Genomic DNA, 25,078 nt, shown 5'->3' on the forward strand with positions numbered 1-25,078 from the left:
TGCAAACAGATGGAATGTAGGATCAATCGCCTTCAAACTCGCAAAGTGAAAAAGGCGTAAGGCCACTGTCAGCTAGGCGCTTTGAGCCACCTAAGTCTGGCAAGTTAATCACAAAAGCACAGCCCGCCACTACGCCACCCAACTTCTGTATCAAAGCCGCAGCAGCTTCCGCCGTGCCACCTGTCGCAATCAGGTCATCCACTAACAGCACCCGTTCGCCTTGGGAAATTGCGTCAGTATGAATCTCCACACGATCAGCACCGTATTCTAAAGCGTAATCATGCCCAATCGTTTCCGCAGGCAATTTGCCAGATTTTCGAATAGGCACAAAGCCTATACCAAGCTTATACGCTAGTGCTGCGCCAACAATAAAGCCGCGCGCTTCTATGCCTGCGATTTTATCTATAGATTGGGTAGCATAATGCTGTGCAAACGCATCAATCACCATGCGAAAACCTATCGGGTCTTTCAGCAAAGTGGTGATATCACGGAACTGGATACCCTGTTTTGGGTAGTGTGGGATAGTGCGGATTAGGGATTTTAAAGGCATAAATTAGAGCTTAGTAGATTTATGACGTCTCTTTTCATCTCGAACAAGCTTCCCTTCGCGCAAAAGTAACCCGAGAATACTCCAAGTTAAATAATCTTTCGAGCCACCAGAATAGCTACTTTGCAAACCTAACGCCTTAGCTGCTTCAGCGTTGATTATTCCGTTCTGATTTGCAATCGCTAATTCATATATAGCGTCTTTTAATAGAGCCAAACCTATCTGAGCCCTTTCTATGGCCCCATCTGGAACAATTACTGATCGTCCTCTAGAGCTAACACCAGTAGGAATAACACTATTTACCAGCAAACCGCCAGTATCGACCGTACCAAAGGCAGAAATTAATTCCGCTTCTAATTTTAAGGCTTGTGATTCCGTCAAATCATCAGCAAGAATCGTCGTCACAACATCTTGACCTGCTGACATTATTTCGGAAATCAACTTACCTTTTCGTGTGTTATCTACATTAAGTGTCTGATCCCAAGCTCTCTCACCTGTACCCTTACCTACATAGAAAGGCTTGGCGGGAGATCTCCTCGGATCTTTCAACGCATAGATATAGAAAGGATTCATTCTATAAAATGGAATTCGCGATACGAGAACTAGGCACATCCGCGTAGACAGTACGAATAGTACGGCAAGCGGATGTAACGACGTTATCGTGAAGCGAGTGCATTTTAAGCCGCTGGCGTTTGTGAGCGAACGCGTATATGTAGCTCTCTAAGTTGCTTCTCGTCCACCTCGTTTGGCGCATTGGTCATCAAGCACTGAGCACGTTGTGTTTTAGGGAATGCAATCACATCACGGATAGATTCAGCACCCGCCATTAATGTCACCAGACGATCTAAACCGAATGCCAAACCTCCGTGTGGAGGTGCACCGTATTGCAGCGCATCTAGCAAGAAGCCAAACTTCTCTTGGGCTTCTTCACGGCTGATTTTCAGTGCATCAAACACTTTAGACTGTACTTCTTGCTGATGGATACGCACAGAACCGCCGCCTACTTCCCAGCCGTTTAACACCATGTCGTAAGCTTTTGATAGTGCAGCACCCGGATTAGTAGTCAACAAATCTTCGTGACCATCTTTTGGTGCAGTGAACGGATGGTGTAATGCTACCCAGCGGTCTGCATCTTCATCATGCTCAAACATTGGGAAGTCCACCACCCACAATGGCGCCCATGCACGGCCATCCACATGGCCTTTATCGTGGCCAACTTTAAGGCGCAACGCACCTAAAGCTTCGTTCACTACTTTAGTTTTATCTGCACCGAAGAACACGATGTCGCCATTTTGTGCGCCAGTGCGCTCAATAATCGCCTGTAGTGCTGTCACGTGAATGTTTTTAACAATCGGGCTTTGCAGGCCTTCTTCGTTCAATTTAGTAATGTCGTTAATCTTGATGTAAGCCAAACCTTTAGCACCGTAGATTTTTACAAACTCTGTGTAGGCGTCAATTTCAGAACGGCTGATTGCCGCACCATTTGGCACGCGTAAAGCAGCTACGCGGCCACCTGCCATATTGGCAGCACCGGCAAACACTTTAAAGTCCACGTCTTTCATTACATCAGAAAGCTCGGTGATTTCTAAAGTCACGCGCATATCTGGTTTATCTGAACCGTAGCGGCTCATGGCTTCAGCAAATGGCATGCGTGGGAATTTAGCTGGCAAGTCTACGTTTTGAACCGCTTTAAGCATTTGGCGAATCATTTCTTCCACCAAATCCATAATGTCGTTTTCTTCCATAAACGATGTTTCAATATCCACTTGCGTAAATTCCGGCTGACGGTCAGCGCGCAAGTCTTCATCACGGAAACATTTAGTAATTTGGAAGTAACGGTCAAAGCCTGACACCATTAACAATTGTTTAAACAATTGTGGCGATTGTGGCAATGCAAAGAACTGACCATGATGCACACGGCTAGGCACTAGGTAGTCACGCGCGCCTTCTGGTGTGCTACGTGTAAGCATTGGTGTTTCAACTTCAATAAAGCCATTCACATCCAAATAATCACGCAAGGTTTTAGCAACGCGGTAACGCAACATCATGTTTTTTTGCATCGCAGGGCGGCGCAAATCAATGTAACGGTGCTCTAAACGCACGGTTTCAGTCAGATTTTCATCATCCAACATAAACGGTGGTGTGAGTGATGGGTTTAATACTTCAATCTCAGTCGCCAACATTTCCACTTCACCCGTAGGTAAGTTAGGGTTAACTGTACCTTCTGGACGCGCGCGCACTTTACACACCACTTTTAGCACAAACTCACTGCGTACAGTTTCCGCAATCGCAAATGCATTTTTAGTATCTGGGTCAATCACAATCTGCGCCAAGCCTTCACGGTCACGCAAGTCGATAAAAATAACACCGCCGTGGTCACGGCGACGATGCGCCCAACCACATAATGTGACAGTTTGACCAATATGTTCGCGGTTTAAATGGCCGCAGTAATGTGTACGCATCATAATTTAATTATTTGAATATTGAGTTAAAAGTTTTGGAATCTTAGGTACGGGTGCAACCACGCCCATAGAAATAATATATTTGAGTGCTTCGTCTACCGTCATTTCAAGTTCTATCACATCAGCTTTTGGCATCATGAGAAAGTAACCACCAGTTGGGTTTGGCGTAGTTGGCACAAAAACGCTGACGTAATCACCTTGCAGATGATTCGCAACATCGCCACCTGGTGTGCCAGTTAAAAATGCTATTGTCCAAGTACCCTCTCGCGGAAACTGCACCAGCACAGCCTTGCGAAACGCATTACCAGAATCTGAAAATAATGTATCAGACACTTGCTTGACGCTAGAGTAAATCGACTTCACCACTGGTAGATGATTAAGTAGTTTTTCCCATAGGATGATGAGCTGCATGCCAAAGAAGTTGGTAGCAATCAACCCTGTAGTAAACACAATCAGCACCGTTAAAATCGCACCAATGCCCGGAATATCTCGACCCAAAAAGGTATGTGGATGCCAAGCTTCTGGTAAAAGCAACAGGCTTTGATCCATCACACCGATGAATGACTTTAGCACCCAGATGGTAATCACCAATGGCACTAGTACTAACAAGCCTGTAATAAAGTATTTTTTCATTAACGTTGAGTCATTCCGTCGTGCCTAGTGGCACGCACAACCCGTAGCACAAGCCGCCAGTGCAGCACTTGACTCAGCGGCAGCCTCTGGCGCTACTGAACTATTCGGCTTAGCTGAGCTAGTCGCACCACCTTTAAAGTCAGTCGCATACCAACCACTGCCAGTTAACTGAAAACTTGGTGCAGACACTTGCTTAGCAAAAGTCTCTTTAGCGCACTGTGGGCAAGCCTCTACGCTTGCAGCACTCACTTTGCGCATCACCTCTGCTTTATGTCCGCAGCTACTACATTGATAATCGTAAATAGGCATATAAAATCACCTTTCTCAATACGTTAAATAACCCGCGATTATACCTGAATCCAATAGAATTTTATTGAGACCACGACCGCCCACAATTTAGCCTCTAAAGGCTAAAAGACTTCACTCATCAGCATCGTCATCTTGCTGATTTTTAAGGCGGCGCGCCTTAACACTTTCAGCCAGCATATCTAACAACGGCAAGGTCTCTTCCCAGCCCAAACAAGCATCGGTAATTGACTGACCATAGGTCAACTCACACCCAGGGACATGGTCCTGACGTCCTGCATGTAAGTGCGACTCTATCATCAAGCCCATAATGCGATCATCGCCAGCATGCAATTGCTCAGCTACATTTTCTGCCACTTGCGCTTGTAACTGGTACTGACGCTGACTATTGGCATGTGAACAATCAATCATCACCTTGGCATTTAAACCTGACTGCGCCAACTCAACTGCAGCAGCATCCACGCTTGCCGCATCGTAGTTAGGTGTTTTACCGCCGCGCAAAATCACATGGCAATCTTCATTACCTGTCGTCGAAATAATGGCCGAACGACCTTCTTTGGTGACAGACAAAAAGTGGTGCGGGCTTGCCGCAGCTTTAATCGCATCAACAGCGATACGAATATTGCCATCAGTGCCATTTTTAAACCCAACTGGACAAGATAAGCCTGACGACAACTCACGATGAATCTGCGACTCGGTCGTGCGCGCACCAATGGCGCCCCAACTGACCAGGTCAGCCGTATATTGCGGCGTAATCGTGTCTAAAAATTCGGTTGCTGCTGGCAGACCAAGCTCGTTTACTTCCAGCAAAAAGCGTCTAGCCAGTTCTAAACCGGCATTGATATTGAAGCTGCCATCCAAATGCGGGTCGTTAATCAAGCCCTTCCACCCAACGGTGGTGCGTGGCTTTTCAAAATACACGCGCATCACAATCAACAGTTCGTTAATGTGCTTGTGGTATTGCACTAGCAGGCGCTTTGCATACTCGATACCTGCATCATAATCATGGATAGAACACGGCCCGATGACCACTAACAGTCGATCGTTCGCACTGTGCAGGATACGATGGATATCCGCACGCGTCTTAACAATTCTCTCGGTAGTGGCTGCACTAGGCTCAAGTTTACCCAACAGCTCAGATGGTAGCGTCAGCTCTTTGATTTCAATGATGCGCACATCATCAGTAATATTTTTTTGGACAGGGCTCATTTAGATAACTCATTTGCTACAACCATGCTAGGCGCAACAAAAACAAAAATCAAAAACAACAAAGCCCGTATAGCGGGGGCTTATCAACAGTAAAACGATTAAAACAACAGCACTCGCAGAATAATACAACCATTTAGCACAAGCATTTAGCGAGGCGGATCACCTTATCAAACACAATCCATCTGGAATAAAAAGCGACATTTCTTACATATCTCACGACAAACCACTGCGTCAACTTAAGACTAAACGAAAAAATTGGTATTTTTCATCTTTTTGCCTTTAAAACCAATCGTCTCATACAATTTTAACACTTTAAAGCGCAGTTGATACAACTTAGTCGTATTTGCGGTATTTTTCCAAATAAAAGCCTACGACATTCAGGTTTAAAGTATGTGCCATGGAAAAATGGTACGCACAATCGACTGATCACCACCCTTGCCCGCAATACCCCGAGCAAACGAACGGCCTATCTTCAACTGAGCAAGCGGCAGGAGCCTGAGGTATTAAGTGATGAATAGCCTGCACCGAAGTCATCTAGTGAGCATCTAACTTTCCTGCCAACTTATATCAAAGCTCTTTAATTCACCCAAATATTCGTCACGGCTAATAAATCCGATACATGGGAAAGCGCCACACTGATCAATTTCATTCTTCGCCAATTTTTTAGCAATGATGATGGCGGGTATGCAAGGTATGTTAGGGCCATCTCCTGATCTAGCAAGCAGCTCAAAAGTGATGGTTTTATTAGCACCCCCGTTGACATCCCTACCTGATAAGGACATGTGAAAGGCACTATTAGAAGAGCCCACCCAATCAAACATGAATGACAGACGTAGCATTAAAGGCGCGAATTTTTCTAAATGCTTAATAACGCCTAAACGCACCAACCATGATAAACCCCAAAGAACCACATGAATGAAAGGAAGCTCAAGACCTGCATAAAAGCGAATATTTTTTAACGAAGGATAGCGCTTTGGAAATAAGGCTAAATCAGGCACATCACAATAACCTAATAGCCTCCATCCAAGATTCTTGTATCTTCTTACTGTAAGGCCCTGCCACCCATAAACTTTTGTTTGGACGCCGTTGATAATTGTTTGAAAGCTCTTGCCTGTGTACCCTAAGATGGCAGCAGTGGTGGCTAAACCGCGCGTGGTTTTTTGAGCTGTCGTAATTCCATAATCAAGACTATCTAGCGCCTCAAACTCATCATAATAGTGATCTATTAATGCAGAAGTTAAACAGGGGACTGAACTTGCACCACTGATCAACAAAACGTTCGCCTCCTTTGCAAGCGAGTTAAGACTACCAATACCCTCAACAAAGTTGCGTCCATCCGCTAAATCTATGTAGTTAATACCGGCTTGGATACAGGCTTTTGCAACATCATAACTTTGGCCTTGAAATGGTCCTGAAGTATGAATCAAGATATTAGGTTTGATGTTGCTTAGAACTGTCGCAATGTTTTGATTGATATCGATGAAGATCGCTTCTGCTATGTTTTTAGCATCTAATGCTTGTGTAAAGGTTTCGGCTTTTTGCAAAGACCGCCCTGCGACAATAATTTGAATATCAGACTCTTTGGCTAATGTTCTTGAGATCACACTACCAAAGTTTCCATAGCCACCAATAATCAAAACACGTTGAATCAATCTTCACCCTTTAGGTAAAAGCGTCCTTTATATCCGTATACTTTCCCCCACCATGGATGGGTTATATCAACCTGCATGTCAAAAGTATAATCATCCACAGGTTTTTCCAAGGCATTGCCCTCACCAATCAGCAGAGTAAGTGGAATAGGGATGTAATGACCAAAAAGTTTTAAAATATAACCTCGATGCTTTAATTTAACGCAACCGTCCTCCCAATGGAAACTGGTTTTCCAGCCGATTCCAAATTTCATTAACTCCACAACTTCATTTCCGCCTAGTTGTAACATACGAGATTGAAAGCGGTAAGGTTTTCTATTTGCAAAGTGAAAAATGCGGTTGAACGTAAAAGCTTTAGAGTTTCTATGACTTTCAAAATGTACCGTGATAGGAACATTCTGTGCATTCAACGGCGGTATTCCACCCGTCATCCAAAATAAGGGGGCTAGAAGCTTAACTGGACCCGCACACATTAAGTCTAAATGCCCATTAACAACATTAATGTCATCGCTATAAGGTCGATTTAAATAGTGCTTTTTCATGACAGGCGGTAGCTCATCCCAGCTATCACCAAAAACATCCTTAAATATCGGTTCTGACTTGAGATTTAGATTGTCAATCTGCGGTATGTGAAGTCGACAAAGTAATAGATTTCTTAAGCCACGCATCCAAGGATAGGTGATACTTGCAAGGCCTTCAGACCAAAATAAAGCTTTATTAAACAGATTAAAAAAACCTTGATTCTCACCGCACTTGGCCATGAAAGACAAAGCAGTTTTTCCATGGTAAAACTGCCTACCATCATAAATAATCATGCCTTCGTCTAGGCCCAATTTACGTTTGTTAATTTCTTCTAGAACAAAGTGAGTCTTTTCCTCACGTGCATTTACAAGATGCAGACTCCCATACTTTTTCTGAATCCTTAGGGCTAGCGCTGCGTTTGTACATAATGGACACTCTCCGTCATATACAAACCAGATAGTATGATTAACAGCTTCTTTATTCATATTGGCTTCATAACCATCATAAAAAATACTACGATTAAACCTATAAATGCAGGCCAACCAAGTAAAAACCATAGCCTAAAAAGCTTTACGTATTGCTCAGGAATAATTGTTTGATTTTCTACACATTCAAGCAAAATATTTCTTAGTCTAACTTGTATCCAAATTACGGGTAGCCAGCAAAATCCGGCTAAAATGAAAATTGCATAAGTGGCCGTTAGCCAAAACTCTGCCCAATGATACCCACTTTTCCAAACCAACCATACGCCAGTGGTAAATTGCGTGATGACCGCTGGTAAAGTAAATATATAGTCCGCAATGACTGTGCCTTTTGCGGCATATAGCTTTTCTTGAAGATTATCAGTGAAATGGCTACGAAACATAAAAAAAGCGATGCCAACACCAGTTCCAAATAGCATTGTAGAACTAATAATATGAACGGTTTTAACGATAAGATATATATTCATTGAAACGCTATTATCATGTAAAAGTGACGTAGGGTGTATATCCATCGTCTACTATATGAATTTGGTGATAAGTCAACAAAACCAGTTTTGATAGGCATGCTCATTATTGCTACACTTCAGCTGGTTCCGCCAACGCCAAAGTATCATCCACCTCAATTCCAAGATAAAATATCTATGTAAATAAACAAAAACCCCATTAACTCATTAAGTTAATGGGGTTTGTTTACACTTTCACCTCAGGTAGACCTCAAAACGGAATATCGTCCTCAAAATCATCAAAACCTGAGCCAGTTGACGCTGGTTTTGCGGCTGGCGCTTGTCTTGCCTGACCTTGGCTAGGAGGCGCTTGGTTGTAATCACTATCCCCGCCCTGATCCATACCACCGTCATAACTAGCATTTGAACCGCCACCATCACGGCCGCCTAGCATTTGCATTTGATCTGCAATAATTTCAGTGGTGTATCGGTCTTGACCTTCTTTAGTTTGCCATTTACGCGTTTGCAAACGGCCTTCAACATATACAGGACGACCTTTTTTAAGGTATTCACCTGCAATTTCAGCCAATTTGCGATACATGACAATATTGTGCCATTCAGTACGCTCTTGTTTAGCGCCTGATTTATCTTTCCAATTATCTGTTGTTGCGATACTGAAGTTACATACGGCCTCGCCGTTTGGCATATAGCGCACTTCTGGGTCGCGACCAAGATTTCCAACCAATATCACTTTATTTACTGATGCCATGCTTACCCCCTCAACAATTGATACACTTGGGAGTCATCCCAATCATACGATTTATCTATTTTCAATATTACAGTACGCTCTTGTGGCAGCACTGCAGCTTCGATTACGCCAGCCAGCTTGGTGAGCTTGCTTTTCACATTCGCCACCATCTCTGCAGTCATCTGCTCCGCTGAGTCTTCCATGGTGTACATTTTGGTTCTCACTGCGAGTGGCGCTTGCATTGAAAATGCTAATAATAGCCATAAAAACATCATCACGCCACAAAATACGAACACGCTTGCAAAGCCGTAAACATGGGAGAGATATCCACCCAATGCACCACCAACAAAAATCCCTAAAGACTGCGCCGTATTATAAACACCCATAGCCGTTCCTTTTGCGGCAGCTGGTGCAATTTTACTGATCAATGATGGCAGCGATGCCTCCAGCACATTGAAAGCCACAAAATAAACGGTGAGTGAAGCAACAATACCCCAGAAGTAATTAATGGACACTGAGAACATCAATTGCGCCACCAACATCATCAGCACAGCAGCAACAAACACCCGTTTCATTTGCGATTGCTTTTCAGCATAGATAATGGCTGGCACCATCAATACAAAAGACGCTAACACGATAGGTAAGTAGATTTGCCAATGTTGGTTTTCATGCAACCCGCTTGAACTCACAATCGCAAATGGCACCACAACAAACATGGCCATTTGTGCCGCATGCAGGGCAAAAATGCCATAATTTAATCGTAACAACTGCTTATTCTTCAGCACATCTTTTAATCTAGCTGGTGTGGCGCTGGCATCAGAATGATAATGACTATGCGCAGGGTTCGGCACAACGAAACGCACCACTGCAATTGCGGCCAAGGTCAGCACGCCTGTCAGTGCAAAAATGCCAGGCACGCCTATCCATTGATTAAGAATTGGGCCGCCAACCAAAGATAACGAAAAAGCAATGCCGATGGTTACCCCAATCGTAGCCATCGCTTTAGTGCGGTGTTCATCGCGCGTTAAATCAGCCACTAACGCCGTCACGACAGCAGAAACAGCACCAGCGCCCTGTAACGCACGGCCAATAATAATGCCTTCAATACTTGTGGCCAGTGCGGCAACTAGGCTACCAACCGCGAAAATAGCCAAACCCAAATAAATCATTGGTTTGCGACCATATTTATCAGAGGCCATGCCGAATGGTAACTGCAACAAGGCTTGAGTTAACCCATAAGCACCTAACGCCAAACCCACCATAAAGCTACTAGGCTTATCTGGCAAGGTAGACGCGTAAATAGCAAAAATCGGTAAAATCAAAAACATACCAAACATGCGCAGGCCATAAATAGACGCCAAACTTAGCGTTGCGCGCCTTTCTGCTGGGGTCATGTTGTCTGATGAGGGGTATTGCGATGAAGACATGAAAAATAATTAAGCTAAATGCGTAAAAGTAGGTATATTAGCAGGTTGCCTTCATGTTAACCCGAATGTTTCATAAAATTGCATATGATCAATCGTCTTTTTTGTGACATACAGCATTGCTGTCATGGAGCCATGAACCACAGCAGACCTCTTTCACAAACATTACCTGCCACATAAAAACTGCATCATCATGACGTGGTTTTATCAAAAGCTCAGGTAAGTACAAAGTACAATGGATTTAGCTATATGGATTTAATTCGTATTCGCGGTGCGCGCACGCACAATTTAAAGAATATTTCACTAGATATTCCACGTAATCAACTGGTTGTGATTACCGGCTTATCTGGCTCGGGCAAATCTTCGCTGGCTTTTGATACTTTGTATGCAGAAGGCCAGCGCCGTTATGTTGAATCACTTTCTGCTTACGCGCGCCAATTTCTGGCGCGCATGGATAAACCCGATGTCGACTTGATTGAAGGCTTATCACCCGCCATTTCTATTGAACAAAAATCAACCTCACACAACCCGCGCTCCACGGTTGGCACTGTGACTGAAATCCATGATTACCTGCGCCTTTTATACGCACGTGCTGGTGACCCAGAATGCCCAGAACATGGCAACAAGCTAGAAGCACAAACCGTCAGCCAAATGGTAGATAGCGTGCTTGCACTGCCTGAAGACACCAAGCTAATGATATTGGCGCCAGTGGTTTCTAACCGCAAAGGTGAGCAAATTGACTTATTTGAAGAACTGAAAGCACAAGGCTTTGTAAGATTACGTGTAGATGGAAAAATCTACGAAGTGGACGCGCTGCCGCAATTAGCCAAAACCACTAAACATAATGTCGATGTCGTGGTTGACCGTATCAAAGTCAAAGCGGATATGAAGCAACGAATTGCAGAGTCTTTTGAAACGGCATTGCGTTTAGCCGAAGGCAAAGCGATTGCTGTGGAAATGGACACCGATAAAGAACACCTGTTCTCTGCCAAGTTTTCATGCCCGCTATGTGATTACTCACTTGCAGAATTAGAGCCGCGCCTATTCTCTTTCAACAATCCAATGGGCGCATGTCCAACTTGTGATGGCTTAGGCAATATCAATTTCTTTGACCCTAAGCGTGTGGTTGCTTTCCCGCATTTATCGTTAGCGGCAGGCGCAATCAAAGGCTGGGACAAACGCAACCAATTCTATTTCCAGATGCTGGCAAGTTTGGCGGCTCATTATCAATTTGATTTAGACACGACTTTTGAGCAACTGCCTGAGCCCATTCAAAAGATATTGCTTAACGGTAGTGGTAAAGAAGAAATTGCGTTTAAATACTTAAACGAACGCGGTGTGTTTTATCAAAAAAACCATACGTTTGAGGGCATTTTAAATAACTTACAACGTCGCTATCACGAAACTGACTCACAAACCGTGCGTGAAGAGCTAGCCAAATACCTCAACTCACAAAGCTGCCCAGACTGCACTGGTACACGCTTGCGCAAAGAAGCGCGCCACGTAAAAGTTGGTAACAAAAATATCCACGAAGTATGCCAAGTGCCACTAAAGTTAGCACTCTCCTTCTTCGATACGCTTGAGTTAACAGGTGCAAAACTAGCAATTGCAGACAAAATTGTTAAAGAAATCAGCAACCGCCTAAAATTTCTCACTAACGTTGGGCTTGAGTATCTATCACTGTCACGCTCAGCGGAAACCCTCTCTGGCGGTGAAGCACAACGTATTAGACTCGCATCACAAATTGGCAGTGGATTAACCGGCGTCATGTATGTGCTAGATGAACCGTCAATTGGCTTGCACCAACGTGATAACGACCGCTTACTCGACACGCTCAAACGTCTACGTGACATTGGCAACAGCGTCATCGTAGTAGAGCACGACCAAGACGCGATTATGGCGGCAGACTATGTCGTTGATATCGGCCCTGGCGCTGGTGAGCATGGCGGGCGCATTGTGGCCGAAGGTACACCTACAGAAATTAAAGAGAATGTAAATTCGCTTACTGGTGAGTATTTAAGCGGCAAACGCCAAATCACCTATAACAAAAAACGTACAGCACCAGACCCAGAACGCTGGCTCAAAATGAGCAACGCAACTGGCAACAACTTGAAGGACGTAACCCTAAAACTACCTGTTGGCTTACTAAGCTGCATTACAGGTGTTTCTGGTAGCGGAAAATCCACGCTAATTAACGACACGCTATATCGCATCGTTGCACAGCACTTATACGGCAGCAGCACAGAGCCAGCACCTTACGGCGAAATTGACGGCTTAGCATTTTTTGATAAAGTGGTCGATGTAGACCAAAGCCCGATTGGTCGCACGCCACGCTCTAACCCTGCCACCTACACTGGGTTATTTACACCTATACGCGACTTATTTGCAGGCGTACCAGAAAGCCGTGCGCGCGGCTACGGCCCTGGTCGTTACTCATTTAACGTGAAAGGCGGCCGCTGCGAAGCGTGCCAAGGCGATGGCGTGCTTCGTGTTGAAATGCACTTCTTACCTGACGTTTACGTGCCATGTGACGTATGTAAAGGCCAACGTTATAACCGTGAAACACTGGAAATTCAGTTCAAAGGTAAAAACATCCATGAAATTTTAGGGATGACCGTAGAGCAGGCACACGCTTTCTTCAGTGCGCAGCCTGTGATCTCAAGAAAACTGCAAACCTTGCTAGACGTAGGCTTAGGCTACATTACGCTGGGCCAAAGTGCGACAACGCTATCTGGCGGCGAGGCACAACGCGTTAAGCTTGCGCTCGAGCTAAGCAAACGCGATACGGGCCGTACGCTTTATATACTGGATGAACCAACGACAGGGTTACACTTTGCTGACATTCAACTATTACTAGATGTTATCCACCGCTTGCGCGACGCAGGGAACACCATTGTGATTATTGAACATAATCTGGACGTGATTAAAACTGCAGACTGGATTGTAGACATGGGACCAGAAGGCGGTGATGGCGGTGGCATGGTGATTGCCGAAGGTACACCCGAAGAAGTCGCAAAAAATAACGTCAGCTATACGGCTAAATACCTAAAGTTAATGCTTTAGTACACGAAAATACTGATTAGCATGCCTGCTAGTGCATGCTAAATAGTGCAGGCTAATCAGTATTTATACTTAAGAACTGAATGACCTCTAATGGTTAAAAGCACCCAAGATCTAGCAATACCTGCTTAGCCTAAAACCACTAAATCATCGCGTTTGCCTCTGCTAGAAAACTACGATAACGCTCAATTGAGACAAGCCACTCTTCTCCACTGACATTCAAGCGCGACATAATGTCGGCATCAAGGCTATCAGCAATGCTGCCCGCAGCATTTCCCCGCTCTAACCCTTGTGCAATATGTACTGCCGCATAAACTACCGGCGATATCTCACATGCACTTTTGTCCATAGGTGTTGCATAATAGCGTAGCGCACGAGCAATTTCCTGCGGAAAGCTCCACCGAATCGCAAGCTCCTCACCGATCTGACAATGATCCAAGCCTATCACCTCACGCTCTACGGCCTGCCGCGCCTCTGCACTTACATCAGCACACAAAGCATCCACTTCAGCCGAGGTCACTGGAAACACCAAGTGAATCAATAAATCACCAATGTTATGCAACAACCCTGCTAGATATGAAACCTCAGCATCTTTACCTAATTGCTTCGCGATTTCACGACTAATACTCGCAGCAACCAAACTATGACACCAGAATCTTTTTAAATCCAAGCCAAGCACATTAGCAATAACGCCCGTAACACCGCACGCAACGACCAAAGAGCGGATTTTAGCCAACCCAAGAATCGCAACTGCATCGTCTATATTTTTAACCGCGCGCGTGACGCCATAAAAAGACGAATTCGCCATTTTCAGCACTTTGGCAGCAATTACCGCGTCTTGCTCAATCGTGCTGGCCAGCATATGAATATCAACATCATCGCTGTTGAGCATACGCATCACATCTTGCACCACCTTAGGCAAGCTAGGTAAGCTAACAATCGAATTAAAAAAATCCTCTATTGGCTTCATACATCCTCTCTCACCATTAACGACTGACTCAACTGAATCAAGACCGTGATCAAACAATTATCTATGGAACTGGCACCATATGCATTCTTGCCTGTATCGTGCCTGTGCGCCTACTAAGGTAACGCGTGTACTGGTGCTTATCATAAAAGCGTGGATTAGGAATCATCGCTGCCAGCCTTGCCGCTTGCCCCTTACTTAAGCGCGCTGCACTGGTTTTGTAATAATGCCTTGCCGCGGCCTCTGCCCCAAACACACCATTCCCCCACTCAATCACATTCAGGTAAATTTCTAGAATACGGCGCTTAGACATGGTCTTTTCTAGCATGATTGTAATAATCGCCTCTTGCCCTTTACGCCAAGGTGTTCTCTTCGTCGATAAAAACAAGTTCTTTGCTAACTGCTGGCTAATGGTCGAACCACCCGCCACAATCTTGCCTTTTTTCAGGTTTTTCTCATATGCTTTTTGGATACCATCCCAATCAAAGCCCTCATGATCCAGAAACTTTGCATCCTCTGAAGCAATCACCGCACGCTTAAGATTATTCGATATTCTTTCATAATCTACCCACTTATGTTTGAGCTCAGCTTCAGGCCGCTTCTCTTGAATAATCTCCAAGCGGTCTTCCATAAAAGCACTAGAAGAAGGGTTGAATTTAATCCACCAGCAAATATGCAAAAATATCCACACCTGATACAACAGCACAAAAGCAACAAAAAGCACCGCAGCGCGCTCTAAATACCCACCTACACTCAGAGCCGATGCATTAGGTTTACTATTCATCAACCAATCAATCATATTGCAATCGCCCTAATCTTATCCATCACAGGTTGAGTGTCAGGATGCACACCGCGCCACAAATAAAACGCCTCAGCAGCTTGCTCAACCAACATACCTAAACCATCCGCCACCTGCGCACCATTACGTCGCGCTTGTGCCATAAAAGGCGTTTCTCGACCATACATCATGTCATATGCCAATGTATTTTTTGAGAATATTGCATCTGAAATTGGCAACGCGCTATCAGTCAAACCAGCAGATGTAGCATTGATGATTAAGTCATACGGCCTTTCTAGAGACTCAAACGGGCAAGCACTTCCATTCGAAATAGACGTTGCCAATTGTAATGCCTTATCTAAATTACGATTAGCAATCGTAATCTGCTTGGCACCTACTAGCGAGTTTAAAACACCATGCGCAGCGCCACCTGCACCTAAAATAAGAATGTCTTTATTCTCAATCGAGAATCCTAAGTTTTGCTCAATATCCCGTCGCAGTCCAGCACCATCCGTATTATCACCATGGACTTTCCCATTGGTATTGATGAGCGTATTCACGGCACCGGCACCAGAGCTCTGCGCGCGAGCGCTTAAGCTATCGCAAATCTTATATGCCTCAAACTTAAATGGCACTGTGACATTCAAGCCCTTATAACCTTGCTTGATTAGCGCTTTGACTGTGGCATCAAAACCATCAACTGGCGCAAGAACACGCTCATAAGTCATGGCCTGCCCAGTCTGCTGAGCAAAGGCCTCGTGAATGAATGGGGATTTACTATGTGCAATCGGGTTACCCACTACTGCATAGCGGTCAACACCGTTTAATGGTTCAACGTCATGATAGGTCATTGATTAGTTAGTCCAAGGCAAGCCACTATGTTTCCAACCATTGATAAGCGTACGCTGCTTTTGCTCGTTAGCATCGCCTTCAAATCCCTCAAGCACGTTATAAGCGTGTAGATAACCTAAAGACTCAGCAACCAAAGCGGCATTGTGAGAGCGCCCTCCTGTTCGACATAAAAACATAATAGGCGCATTTTTATCCACATTTTTCAGACTAAGCTGCGCCTCTAATTGCGCTGCAAAATCAGGATTAGCAACCATCCCAGGGTAAAATGCCCACTCAACGTGTAGCGCAAACGGGACGCGGCCAACCAACTCCAGTTCTGCCTTGGTGCGCACATCGACCAACTGCGCCCCTGCATTAGCTTGCAAAAGCTCATAAGCCTCTTGTGGCGTCAGCGCCCCAGCGTATGGCAAACGCTTTTCAATCGCACGCTTTTCTGCAAGCGCTAAAATTTCCTGTATATCACTCATGATGCATTTATCCTTAAATTACACGTCCAAAAACAACCTGTTAACACCTTTTTCTTAACACCATTACTGCCGTTCGAATTATAATAAACCATCTTTAAGATTATGCTTAAACCTGTTGAGACAAACCACGTCACCAACACTCATTTGCACCTATTTTGTGCGTAAAACCACAAAATGCATCAAACTGGTGCATAAATGCAAGACTATCTTAATTTACCCTCTAAGATTCAAGCGTTTACTGCTATCCAGATTGGCACGTTTCCTGCTAATCTTATGAGTTGAATTTTTACTTGTTTTATTTTAACCCACACCACCATAGGAGATTCTAATGTCAGTGGAAAATGTAATGAAATTGGTAATCGATAACGACATTAAATTTGTTGATTTTCGCTTTACTGATACACGCGGCAAAGAGCAACACGTAACAGTGCCAGTGTCACACTTTAATGAAGACAAATTTACAGAAGGCCACGCTTTTGACGGTTCTTCTATCGCTGGCTGGAAAGGCATTCAAGCATCTGACATGCAATTGATGCCTGACGCAAGCACTGCATTTATCGACCCATTCTTCGACGAGCCAACATTAGTATTAACTTGTGACGTTGTAGACCCTACAGATGGCAAAGGTTACGACCGCGACCCACGTAGCTTGGCAAAACGTGCTGAAGCATACTTAAAATCAAGTGGCTTAGGCGACACAGCTTACTTTGGTCCAGAGCCAGAGTTCTTCATTTTTGACAGCATCCAATGGGATGTTTCAATGAACGGCAGCTCAGTACGCATCAACTCTGAAGAAGGTGCTTGGTCATCAAACGAGAAATTTGAAGGCGGCAACACAGGTCACCGCCCAGGTGTTAAAGGCGGCTACTTCCCAGTGCCACCAGTCGATTCACTACACGACATCCGTTCAGCAATGTGTACTACATTAGAACAACTAGGCGTGCCAGTTGAAGTGCATCACCACGAAGTTGCAACAGCTGGCCAATGTGAAATCGGTACAAAATTCAGCACATTGACACAACGTGCTGACTGGACTCAAATCCAAAAATACGTAATCTTGAACACAGCACACGCTTACGGCAAAACTGCTACATTCATGCCAAAACCATTTGCTGGCGATAACGGTTCAGGCATGCACGTTCACCAATCAGTTTGGAAAGATGGCAAAAACTTGTTCGCAGGTAACGGCTACGCTGGTTTGAGCGAGTTCGCACTTTACTACATCGGCGGTATCATCAAACACGCTCGTGCATTAAACGCGATTACAAACCCAGGTACTAACTCATACAAACGTTTAGTACCACACTTCGAAGCACCAGTTAAATTAGCTTACTCAGCTAAAAACCGTTCTGCTTCTATCCGTATCCCATTTGTGCATTCTGACAAAGGTCGCCGTGTTGAAGCGCGCTTCCCAGATCCAATCGCTAACCCATACCTAGCATTCTCTGCATTGCTAATGGCTGGTTTAGATGGCGTGCAAAACAAGATTCACCCAGGTGAAGCTGCAACTAAAGACTTGTACCATCTTCCACCAGAAGAAGATGCTAAGATCCCAACAGTTTGCGCTTCATTAGAACAAGCACTTGAAGCACTAGATGCTGACCGTGAGTTCTTAACTAAAGGTGGCGTATTTACTGATGACTGGATCGATGCTTACATTGCATTGAAAATGGAAGAAGTAAACAAAGTGCGTATGACACCACACCCAGCTGAGTTTGGCTTGTACTACTCTTGCTAATGTGTTGTTAGTTTAATACTGTTAAAAAGGGCGATTTATTCGCCCTTTTTAATTGGCGGCGCATATGCAACACCTGCACTAATCATTACTCGTATACCGGCATCAACGTCAACGTAATTCAGTAAGCAATCGTTAACTAATCACTTAGCAACACCACCGCCAAGCATAATCGATGTTGCCTTATTTAATTAACTCTAATAAACTCACCTCATGAAAAAACACTTATTTTTATCACTGATTGCCATTACGCTCTCAAGCCATGCATTTGCTGAAATTTATAAGCGTGTAGATGCTGACGGAAGAGTGACTTACTCCAACATCAAAAGCAAAGGTTCGACCCGCCTTGAGCTCGACCCAGATGCAAGCGCTGTCTCAAGTGAGCGATCTAAATCAGCAAGTCCCACCACTGCGAAGCGCACACCAACGCCAGAGAGCTTTCCAAGAGTAGACGCCAACACACAGAATCAACGTGATGGCAAACGCAGAGAGATTTTACAAAACGAACTAGAGGCTGAAAAGGCCGCACTGGAAGATGCTAAAAAAGCCTATGCAGAAGGTGAGTCTAACCCTGAGGTTTACAAAACGGCATCTGGAAAAACATTTAGAAACGTTCCAAAGTTTGAAGAAAAAATGAACGCCCTACAGGCAACAGTAGATAACCACAAAAAGAATATTGAACTTTTGCAAAAAGAGTTAGATTCATTACACTAAACTTACACCACTCAAGCATTTCACATTGTCAACACCGCACCTAAATGGTGCAATGTTGGCTTTTTTATTTTCTAATACTGCTATACTTAATGCATTGGTAAATCGTCATTAATTTATTTCTATGATTAATTTACTCAACACACCCGACCACACCAATAAATTTTAACATTGATATTCAACGGGTTAAATTTGACCACTGATGTTTACACCATGTTTTACAGATTTATTCATGTAGCGAGCAAAAGCTGGTCTACCTTTTGCTTAAAGTAAGTCAATCGATAAAATGACGAGTGAAGCACTATTATGGTTCAACCAACGCCAGACCACTTTGCTGGACTAGAGCATTTAGCAACAGCAATCATCCTGCTAGATGATGACTGCCGCGTTGCTTACGTTAACCCTGGCGCCGAAATTATATTTGCCTTTAGCGCAACTCAGATTATTGGCCAACACATCAATGAAGTATTTCCAGACTGTGAAATATTAATGCTAGCAGTGAACAATGCCATTAAAGAGCAGAGTCCATTCCGCGAGCATGAGTTCACTATCAGCACGCATAGACACAACTCATTTGCCGTCACTTGCACCGTGACCCCCATAGAGTCAGCCGTGGCAAATCTAATACTAGAATTCCAACCAATGGATGCCCAGTTAAGAATAGCCCGCGAAGAGCGCATGCTGATTCAGCAACAAGCTAATGCGGAACTATTACGTAACTTAGCACATGAAATTCGCAACCCCCTTGGCGGCCTCCGCGGCGCGGCACAACTGCTAGAACACGAGCTTCCATCCCCTAGCCTCCGCGAGTACACCCAAGTCATCATCAAAGAGGCTGACAGATTACAAGCACTGATGGACAGACTTTTGATTCCACACCGCGTGCCAAAATATCAGCCAACCAACATACACGAAGTCTTAGAGCGCGTCCGCAGCTTACTATTAGCAGAATCACCTCGTAGCATACTTATTAAGCGTGATTACGATTTAAGCCTGCCAGAGCTAATAGGTGACCGTGAAAAGCTTATTCAGGCCGTATTAAACATCGCACGTAATGCAGTACAGGCAATGCAAGCTAACAAAACACCCAACAGCCAAATCACGTTTAAGACTCGTGCTGAACGACAAGTGACACTCGCTAGAAAACGCTATCGAGTTGCGATTAAACTAGAGATTATCGACAATGGCCCAGGCATTCCTGCTGATATCCGCGACCGCATTTTTTACCCCTTAGTATCAGGTAGCGAGGGCGGCACAGGCTTAGGCTTAACACTTGCTCAGACCTTTGTGACACAACATCATGGCATGATTGAATGTGAGAGCGCACCAGGAAATACACGCTTTACGATATTGCTACCGATTGAAACGACAGCGATCAAACCGGCTACACCTATTACTCAAGCGATAAAAATGCAGTAAATTATCATTGAGCCAATCCTAGCTCCATATGTGTAGCAATACAAACCATTGAATATAAAAACAACAACTTGCATAACGTAAGCATGATAGATAAAAGAGAAGCATATGAAACCAATTTGGATTATTGACGACGACAAATCAATTCGCTGGGTCTTTGAAAAGGCATTAGCCCGTACGGACTTAGAGTTCAAGACATTCTCTTCGGTTGTTGATGCACTCAATGCCTTAGATCATGAACAACCTCAAGTTGTTGTGAGCGACATTCGCATGCCGAACGGGTCTGGCTTAGACCTACTCAGCGAAATGAAACGCAGACACCCCGACATTCCGGTCATTATCATGACAGCTTACTCTGACCTTGAAAGCGCAGTTGCTGCCTTCCAAGGCGGCGCTTTTGAATACCTTGCCAAACCTTTTGATGTTGACCAAGCCATCGACATTATTAAACGTGCGGTAGAAGAGAGTACAAGACAAGCCTCAGAAAACGGTTTTAACTCAGTCGCTGAAGATACACCTGAAATCATTGGCCAAGCCCCATCCATGCAGGAGGTATTCAGAGCGATTGGCCGCCTAAGCCGCTCACACGCCACTGTATTGATCAACGGCGAATCTGGTAGTGGTAAAGAGCTTGTAGCACGCGCATTGCACCGTCATAGCCCACGTGCAGATAAACCGTTCATTGCCATTAACACAGCCGCCATTCCAAAAGACTTATTAGAATCAGAATTATTTGGACATGAGCGCGGTGCGTTTACTGGCGCAGCTGCTGGACGACGCGGTCGTTTTGAGCAAGCAGACACCGGCACATTGTTTCTAGACGAAATTGGTGATATGCCAGCTGACTTACAAACTCGCTTATTGCGTGTGCTCAGTGATGGGCAATTTTATCGTGTAGGTGGCCACCAACCGATTAAAGTCAATGTGAGGATTATTGCCGCCACCCACCAAGACTTAGAAGAACGCGTTAAAAATGGTTTATTCCGTGAGGACTTATTTCACCGCCTCAATGTGATTCGTCTACGCTTACCAGCACTACGTGAACGTCGCGAAGACATCCCACTACTCATCAAGCACTTCCTACAACACAGCGCTACTGAGCTTGGTGTTGAAGCAAAACAACCCTCAGTTGCCGCACTTAAATACCTAAGCGCGGTGAATTGGAGCGGAAACGTTCGTCAGCTAGAAAACGTATGCCACTGGCTAACTGTAATGGCGCCTGGACAGAATATTGACATTGCAGACTTACCTCCAGAACTAAAACAAGACGGCAACAAATCAAGCACTAACGACTCTTGGCAAGAAGCTCTCGCTGTAGAAGTAATGGATGCACTCAACCGTGGCGAGCAAAACGTATTAGAAACCCGCACTCAGATTTTTGAACGGATATTAATTGAAAAAGCACTAGAACATACACATGGACGAAGAATTGAAGCTGCCAACCAATTAGGAATGGGACGTAACACGCTAACTAGAAAGATCCAGGAGCTAGGGATAGAAGAATAAGCAGCGCTATTCTCGTATTGATATGTAATTTTGCGCGAAACCAAACATAACAATCAATTAAAATGTAGGAACGAGACGCTGTCGCGATAAAGCTCATCAAACCGATGCGACATTTGTTTTTTTTGAAGCTTCCGTTAATATCCAACAGTTATTTATCAATCACAGATCGCTCCTACATACGACTTTGCAAGCACTTCAGCACTTAGCAAACGGAGTGCCTGTTGTACTTTTAAACTATTAAAGCGCCTGATTTTTAACCCGCAACATTGGAAATGAGCTTTGCTTATTTGCGTCAATCTTTGTGATAAAAAATACCTGCGCTAATCGTGCATTTTTATTGGTATCACCAAAGAACTGATTAGCACAATGGTGGATATCACCTTCAAACAGAATTAAAGTGTTATATACATTATTAACCCTCACCACCTCATCAAACATACTATGATAGCTAAAATCTATGGGCGCCTTATTCTGAAAGTGCTCGTCATTTTCTTTAATTGTCTTCCAGTATCGCTCCTCATTATATGAAGAATTTTTCTTAAACAAAGATGTTCCTGCATCTAAGGGTGCATCAGGGGTTAAATATAGAACTCCTGCAAATACTGTGTTTTGATCTTGGTGAATTAAACCAGAGCCATATTCAGCCCCTACAATTTGAAAGCTAGTATTGATTTTCCACTGCATTACATCATGATCTGCAATATGAAAAACACTAATCAGCTTCTTGCATACTTTCTCATACAGAGACTGACTTAACTCACGCAATTCTTTAGTACGTCCACCAGGAAATACATACCCAACATCCTCTTTCATTTCATGACGATAAGTATATTTCTGTGCTAACGCATATTTACGTATTTCGTCGGGGTTTTCATAAAAGTCAGAAATAACGGTTACTGGATATAGATTCATAGTTATCGCTTTAGCAATCAATTTTCTTCTTATAGTATAGTAGGAATATTGCGCTTACAGAGCAATATCCGGCATATTTCCATTTGAGTTACATTTTCAATATAGAAGATGAGATACGGATACTTGTTGCAACACCAAACGCGCAAGTCAAGCGCATAACGTGTTAGGCCTGATGCAGGATATTGTTGAATATGCAGTATTGTCTGTTCAATATCGTCAATAAAAGCGTGCATATATTCTGGCGCATTGGCAATATAATCATCAAGCGGCACTAAAATATTAGCATCGGCTATTGTCGCGCCTAACAATTCTTTTCATTCGGCTGACTGTTGTTTTAAATAGTTATTTACTTTATTTCGCAAGCCAGTGAAATATTGTGCATCTGCTTCACCAGTGACTGGCGCACTTGCACCATCTAAAAGCAAGCTACGCATATACACTCTTATCTTGGTCTTTTCGTATTAGCGCTCGCAAATACTCGCTAGATGTGTGCCATAACCTGCATTTGCCACACGTTCATCAATAAATTTTTTAAGCGGTTCTGGCAGTGAAATGTTCATTGTACTCATGTCTGACTCCACACTTTTATTTTTGGCAAAATTTGCCATATCCATAAGTCTAAATCAAACAAAAAAAACGGCAACCGAAGTTGCCGTTTTTAGCTATTACTCTAATTGCACAGACTTACGTCTGCCTTATCCTAGAAGAATAAGATAGCGCCTAAAGAGATAGTTTTTTCTTTTGCATCTAAAGTCGTATTTGCACGACGGTCTAATTCGCGCTCTGACTCTGAGTACTCAGCAACTAAGTTCAAGTGCTTTGTCAATGGGTGGTAAGCACCAACAGTGATCATTGAGTCTTGAACTTCGCTGAATGTGTCAGTTGAGTTACCATCAAGTGTAGATTCACCGTATGAAACACCCAATTTAGTACCTACACCTGGAAGTGTGTATGTACCTTGCAAGTACCATTGGTCTGAATCACGTGATTTACCAGTTGCATCAAAACCGTTACGTAATTGGAATGTTTGACCAATACCATCACCTTGACCGTAGTAGCCAGTTAAACCAAAACCAGCTACATTCACAGTAGTACCGATATCAAATGCAGTAGCACGGTCAGCACCAGCTGCGCCAGTTAATGACACTCGTTGTGAAATACCAGAAGCCCAAACTTTACCAGCTACATCGCCAGCCCATTCATATGAAGCTTTACCTTCGTATGCTGATTGAGCACCGCTACGCTCAGTACCAGAAGCACTGTTTAAGCTCTCAGCTGCAACTGCATTCCAACCTTGTGTCAAACCAACTGTGAAGCTAAAACCATTCCAGTTTGGTGATGAGTAAGCAACTTGTGATTTCCAGTCAGCATACATAAAACCTGAACCGATACGGCCTAGTGTTGTTGTGTTACCAGATAATGAACCAGCACCACCACCAACACCTAACAATGTCATGTCGTTTAAGATAGCATCAGAAGCATAGATACCTAAATCTTTACCTAATTTGATAGAACCCCATGATTTGTCACCGAATGTCAAGAATGCTTGACGGTTTTCTTGTTGTGCTGATTGAACACCAGAGTTTGATGTTGAAGCACCTGGGTTGATGCTGATTGTGAAACCAACATCTAAATCGTTTTGACGTGTTTTACCAGATACTGATAGGTAGTTTGGTAACAAACCTGTAGTGATGTTGTTACGTGAGCTTTGGTCTGTACCTAAACCCAATGCACTTGCACCAGCACCAGTATCACCACTGAATTTTGAAGTTGTGTAGTAAGCGTTTACAACACCACCGATGTCCAATGTCCAATCACCAGCTGGGATTGTGATACCAGCTTGTGCGCTTGAAGCTGCAGCTACTAAAGCTGAAGCAACTGCTAATTTAATTGTTGTTTTCATATAAATCTCCTAAAAAATATTACTATTTTTATTACTCGATTAACTAAACTCACCTTAACTAGATAGAAAGGAAGCCAGCATTTGGCTTTCCCATTCTTACTAAGTGCTAAAGCACTAAGGCGAATGTAAAAGTTTGCAAACTCTCTCAACGTTTACTACTTTAAGTAGCATTCACCAAGAAGGTAGAGCGTAGTATGCACAAAGAAATTTGGCCTTACAACTAAAAGTTGGCTTTTTTGTCACAATTACTTACATTTGTTGTAAATTTGCAACATCCACATTTTGTAGGAGCGATTCTTGATTGCGAAAATCCCCGATTAAATTTTTGTGGGCGGTTGATTAAATT

24 protein-coding genes are annotated in these 25,078 nt (G+C 43.8%); 5 read left to right on the forward strand and 19 right to left on the reverse strand.

Annotated features, from left to right (window positions below; translation table 11 throughout):
* Positions 1 to 22: 22 nt before the first annotated feature.
* The 11 genes from FG24_RS02910 to FG24_RS02965 all read right to left on the reverse strand — a co-directional run bounded on the left by FG24_RS02910 (position 23) and on the right by FG24_RS02965 (position 10,428).
* Positions 23 to 550 (reverse strand): adenine phosphoribosyltransferase, encoded by a 528-nt coding sequence (locus FG24_RS02910; protein WP_036300806.1) that lies wholly within the window; start codon positions 548 to 550, stop codon positions 23 to 25.
* Between the two features lie 3 nt (positions 551 to 553).
* Positions 554 to 1,120, reverse strand: a complete 567-nt coding sequence (locus FG24_RS02915) for a GIY-YIG nuclease family protein (RefSeq protein WP_036300808.1) — start codon at positions 1,118 to 1,120, stop codon at positions 554 to 556.
* Between the two features lie 104 nt (positions 1,121 to 1,224).
* Entirely contained in the window at positions 1,225 to 3,012 is a 1,788-nt protein-coding gene (gene aspS, locus FG24_RS02920) for an aspartate--tRNA ligase (RefSeq protein WP_036300811.1), read from the reverse strand.
* A gap of 3 nt (positions 3,013 to 3,015) precedes the next feature.
* Positions 3,016 to 3,642 (reverse strand): DUF502 domain-containing protein, encoded by a 627-nt coding sequence (locus FG24_RS02925; protein ID WP_036300812.1) that lies wholly within the window; start codon positions 3,640 to 3,642, stop codon positions 3,016 to 3,018.
* Positions 3,643 to 3,666: 24 nt separating this feature from the next.
* Entirely contained in the window at positions 3,667 to 3,951 is a 285-nt protein-coding gene (locus FG24_RS02930; RefSeq protein WP_036300814.1) for an FmdB family zinc ribbon protein, read from the reverse strand.
* Between the two features lie 111 nt (positions 3,952 to 4,062).
* The gene (locus FG24_RS02935; RefSeq protein WP_036300817.1) at positions 4,063 to 5,157 is read right to left on the reverse strand and encodes a 3-deoxy-7-phosphoheptulonate synthase; all 1,095 of its coding nucleotides are present in this window, start codon (positions 5,155 to 5,157) and stop codon (positions 4,063 to 4,065) included.
* 545 nt (positions 5,158 to 5,702) lie between these two features.
* Positions 5,703 to 6,809: a saccharopine dehydrogenase family protein gene (locus tag FG24_RS02940; protein ID WP_036300819.1), complete on the reverse strand. Its 1,107-nt coding sequence runs from the start codon at positions 6,807 to 6,809 to the stop codon at positions 5,703 to 5,705.
* A complete protein-coding gene (locus tag FG24_RS12375) occupies positions 6,806 to 7,813 on the reverse strand; it encodes a DUF4166 domain-containing protein (protein WP_051901404.1) in 1,008 nt (335 codons plus the stop codon). Before FG24_RS12375 ends, FG24_RS02940 begins: the two co-directional genes overlap by 4 nt.
* On the reverse strand, positions 7,810 to 8,277 hold the full coding sequence (locus tag FG24_RS02955; protein WP_036300821.1) for a DUF2269 family protein: 468 nt from the start codon (positions 8,275 to 8,277) through the stop codon (positions 7,810 to 7,812). The genes FG24_RS12375 and FG24_RS02955 overlap by 4 nt, the downstream gene beginning before the upstream one ends.
* A 247-nt stretch (positions 8,278 to 8,524) precedes the next feature.
* The gene (locus FG24_RS02960) at positions 8,525 to 9,022 is read right to left on the reverse strand and encodes a single-stranded DNA-binding protein (protein WP_036300824.1); all 498 of its coding nucleotides are present in this window, start codon (positions 9,020 to 9,022) and stop codon (positions 8,525 to 8,527) included.
* A 2-nt stretch (positions 9,023 to 9,024) separates the two neighbouring features.
* The gene (locus FG24_RS02965; protein WP_036300826.1) at positions 9,025 to 10,428 is read right to left on the reverse strand and encodes an MFS transporter; all 1,404 of its coding nucleotides are present in this window, start codon (positions 10,426 to 10,428) and stop codon (positions 9,025 to 9,027) included.
* 246 nt (positions 10,429 to 10,674) lie between these two features.
* Between FG24_RS02965 and uvrA the strand changes: the two genes are divergently transcribed.
* A complete protein-coding gene (gene uvrA / locus FG24_RS02970) occupies positions 10,675 to 13,488 on the forward strand; it encodes an excinuclease ABC subunit UvrA (protein WP_036300829.1) in 2,814 nt (937 codons plus the stop codon).
* 139 nt (positions 13,489 to 13,627) lie between these two features.
* Here uvrA and FG24_RS02975 read toward each other — a convergent pair whose 3' ends face one another.
* From FG24_RS02975 to FG24_RS02990, 4 genes are all read right to left on the reverse strand, one after another.
* Complete coding sequence (locus FG24_RS02975) at positions 13,628 to 14,455, reverse strand: HDOD domain-containing protein (RefSeq protein WP_036300831.1); 828 nt, start codon at positions 14,453 to 14,455, stop codon at positions 13,628 to 13,630.
* A gap of 61 nt (positions 14,456 to 14,516) precedes the next feature.
* Positions 14,517 to 15,251 carry a monofunctional biosynthetic peptidoglycan transglycosylase gene (mtgA, locus tag FG24_RS02980; RefSeq protein ID WP_051901405.1) on the reverse strand — a complete coding sequence of 245 codons (735 nt, stop codon included), beginning with the start codon at positions 15,249 to 15,251 and terminating at the stop codon, positions 14,517 to 14,519.
* Complete coding sequence (aroE, locus tag FG24_RS02985; RefSeq protein ID WP_036300833.1) at positions 15,248 to 16,081, reverse strand: shikimate dehydrogenase; 834 nt, start codon at positions 16,079 to 16,081, stop codon at positions 15,248 to 15,250. The genes mtgA and aroE overlap by 4 nt, the downstream gene beginning before the upstream one ends.
* A 3-nt stretch (positions 16,082 to 16,084) precedes the next feature.
* Complete coding sequence (locus tag FG24_RS02990) at positions 16,085 to 16,549, reverse strand: rhodanese-like domain-containing protein (RefSeq protein ID WP_036300834.1); 465 nt, start codon at positions 16,547 to 16,549, stop codon at positions 16,085 to 16,087.
* Positions 16,550 to 16,877: 328 nt separating this feature from the next.
* Here FG24_RS02990 and glnA point away from each other — a divergent pair, with 328 nt between their 5' ends.
* The 4 genes from glnA (at position 16,878) to ntrC (ending at position 21,917) form a co-directional block, all read left to right on the forward strand.
* On the forward strand, positions 16,878 to 18,287 hold the full coding sequence (gene glnA / locus FG24_RS02995) for a type I glutamate--ammonia ligase (RefSeq protein ID WP_036300837.1): 1,410 nt from the start codon (positions 16,878 to 16,880) through the stop codon (positions 18,285 to 18,287).
* 210 nt (positions 18,288 to 18,497) lie between these two features.
* Positions 18,498 to 18,998: a DUF4124 domain-containing protein gene (locus FG24_RS03000; protein WP_036300839.1), complete on the forward strand. Its 501-nt coding sequence runs from the start codon at positions 18,498 to 18,500 to the stop codon at positions 18,996 to 18,998.
* 303 nt (positions 18,999 to 19,301) lie between these two features.
* Positions 19,302 to 20,414 carry a nitrogen regulation protein NR(II) gene (glnL, locus tag FG24_RS03005; protein ID WP_036300842.1) on the forward strand — a complete coding sequence of 371 codons (1,113 nt, stop codon included), beginning with the start codon at positions 19,302 to 19,304 and terminating at the stop codon, positions 20,412 to 20,414.
* Positions 20,415 to 20,519: 105 nt separating this feature from the next.
* A complete protein-coding gene (ntrC, locus tag FG24_RS03010; protein WP_036300844.1) occupies positions 20,520 to 21,917 on the forward strand; it encodes a nitrogen regulation protein NR(I) in 1,398 nt (465 codons plus the stop codon).
* Between the two features lie 237 nt (positions 21,918 to 22,154).
* Here ntrC and FG24_RS03015 read toward each other — a convergent pair whose 3' ends face one another.
* The 4 genes from FG24_RS03015 to FG24_RS03025 form a co-directional block, all read right to left on the reverse strand.
* Positions 22,155 to 22,829 (reverse strand): DUF6445 family protein, encoded by a 675-nt coding sequence (locus FG24_RS03015; protein ID WP_036300847.1) that lies wholly within the window; start codon positions 22,827 to 22,829, stop codon positions 22,155 to 22,157.
* Between the two features lie 29 nt (positions 22,830 to 22,858).
* A complete protein-coding gene (locus tag FG24_RS12665) occupies positions 22,859 to 23,137 on the reverse strand; it encodes a type II toxin-antitoxin system RelE/ParE family toxin (protein ID WP_152553389.1) in 279 nt (92 codons plus the stop codon).
* Positions 23,138 to 23,290: 153 nt separating this feature from the next.
* Positions 23,291 to 23,398 (reverse strand): ribbon-helix-helix domain-containing protein, encoded by a 108-nt coding sequence (locus FG24_RS12775; protein ID WP_235189713.1) that lies wholly within the window; start codon positions 23,396 to 23,398, stop codon positions 23,291 to 23,293.
* A 131-nt stretch (positions 23,399 to 23,529) separates the two neighbouring features.
* Positions 23,530 to 24,732 (reverse strand): porin, encoded by a 1,203-nt coding sequence (locus FG24_RS03025; RefSeq protein ID WP_036300849.1) that lies wholly within the window; start codon positions 24,730 to 24,732, stop codon positions 23,530 to 23,532.
* Positions 24,733 to 25,078: the final 346 nt, after the last annotated feature.

Origin of the sequence: Methylotenera sp. L2L1 (assembly GCF_000744605.1) — a bacterium.
GTDB lineage: Bacteria > Pseudomonadota > Gammaproteobacteria > Burkholderiales > Methylophilaceae > Methylotenera.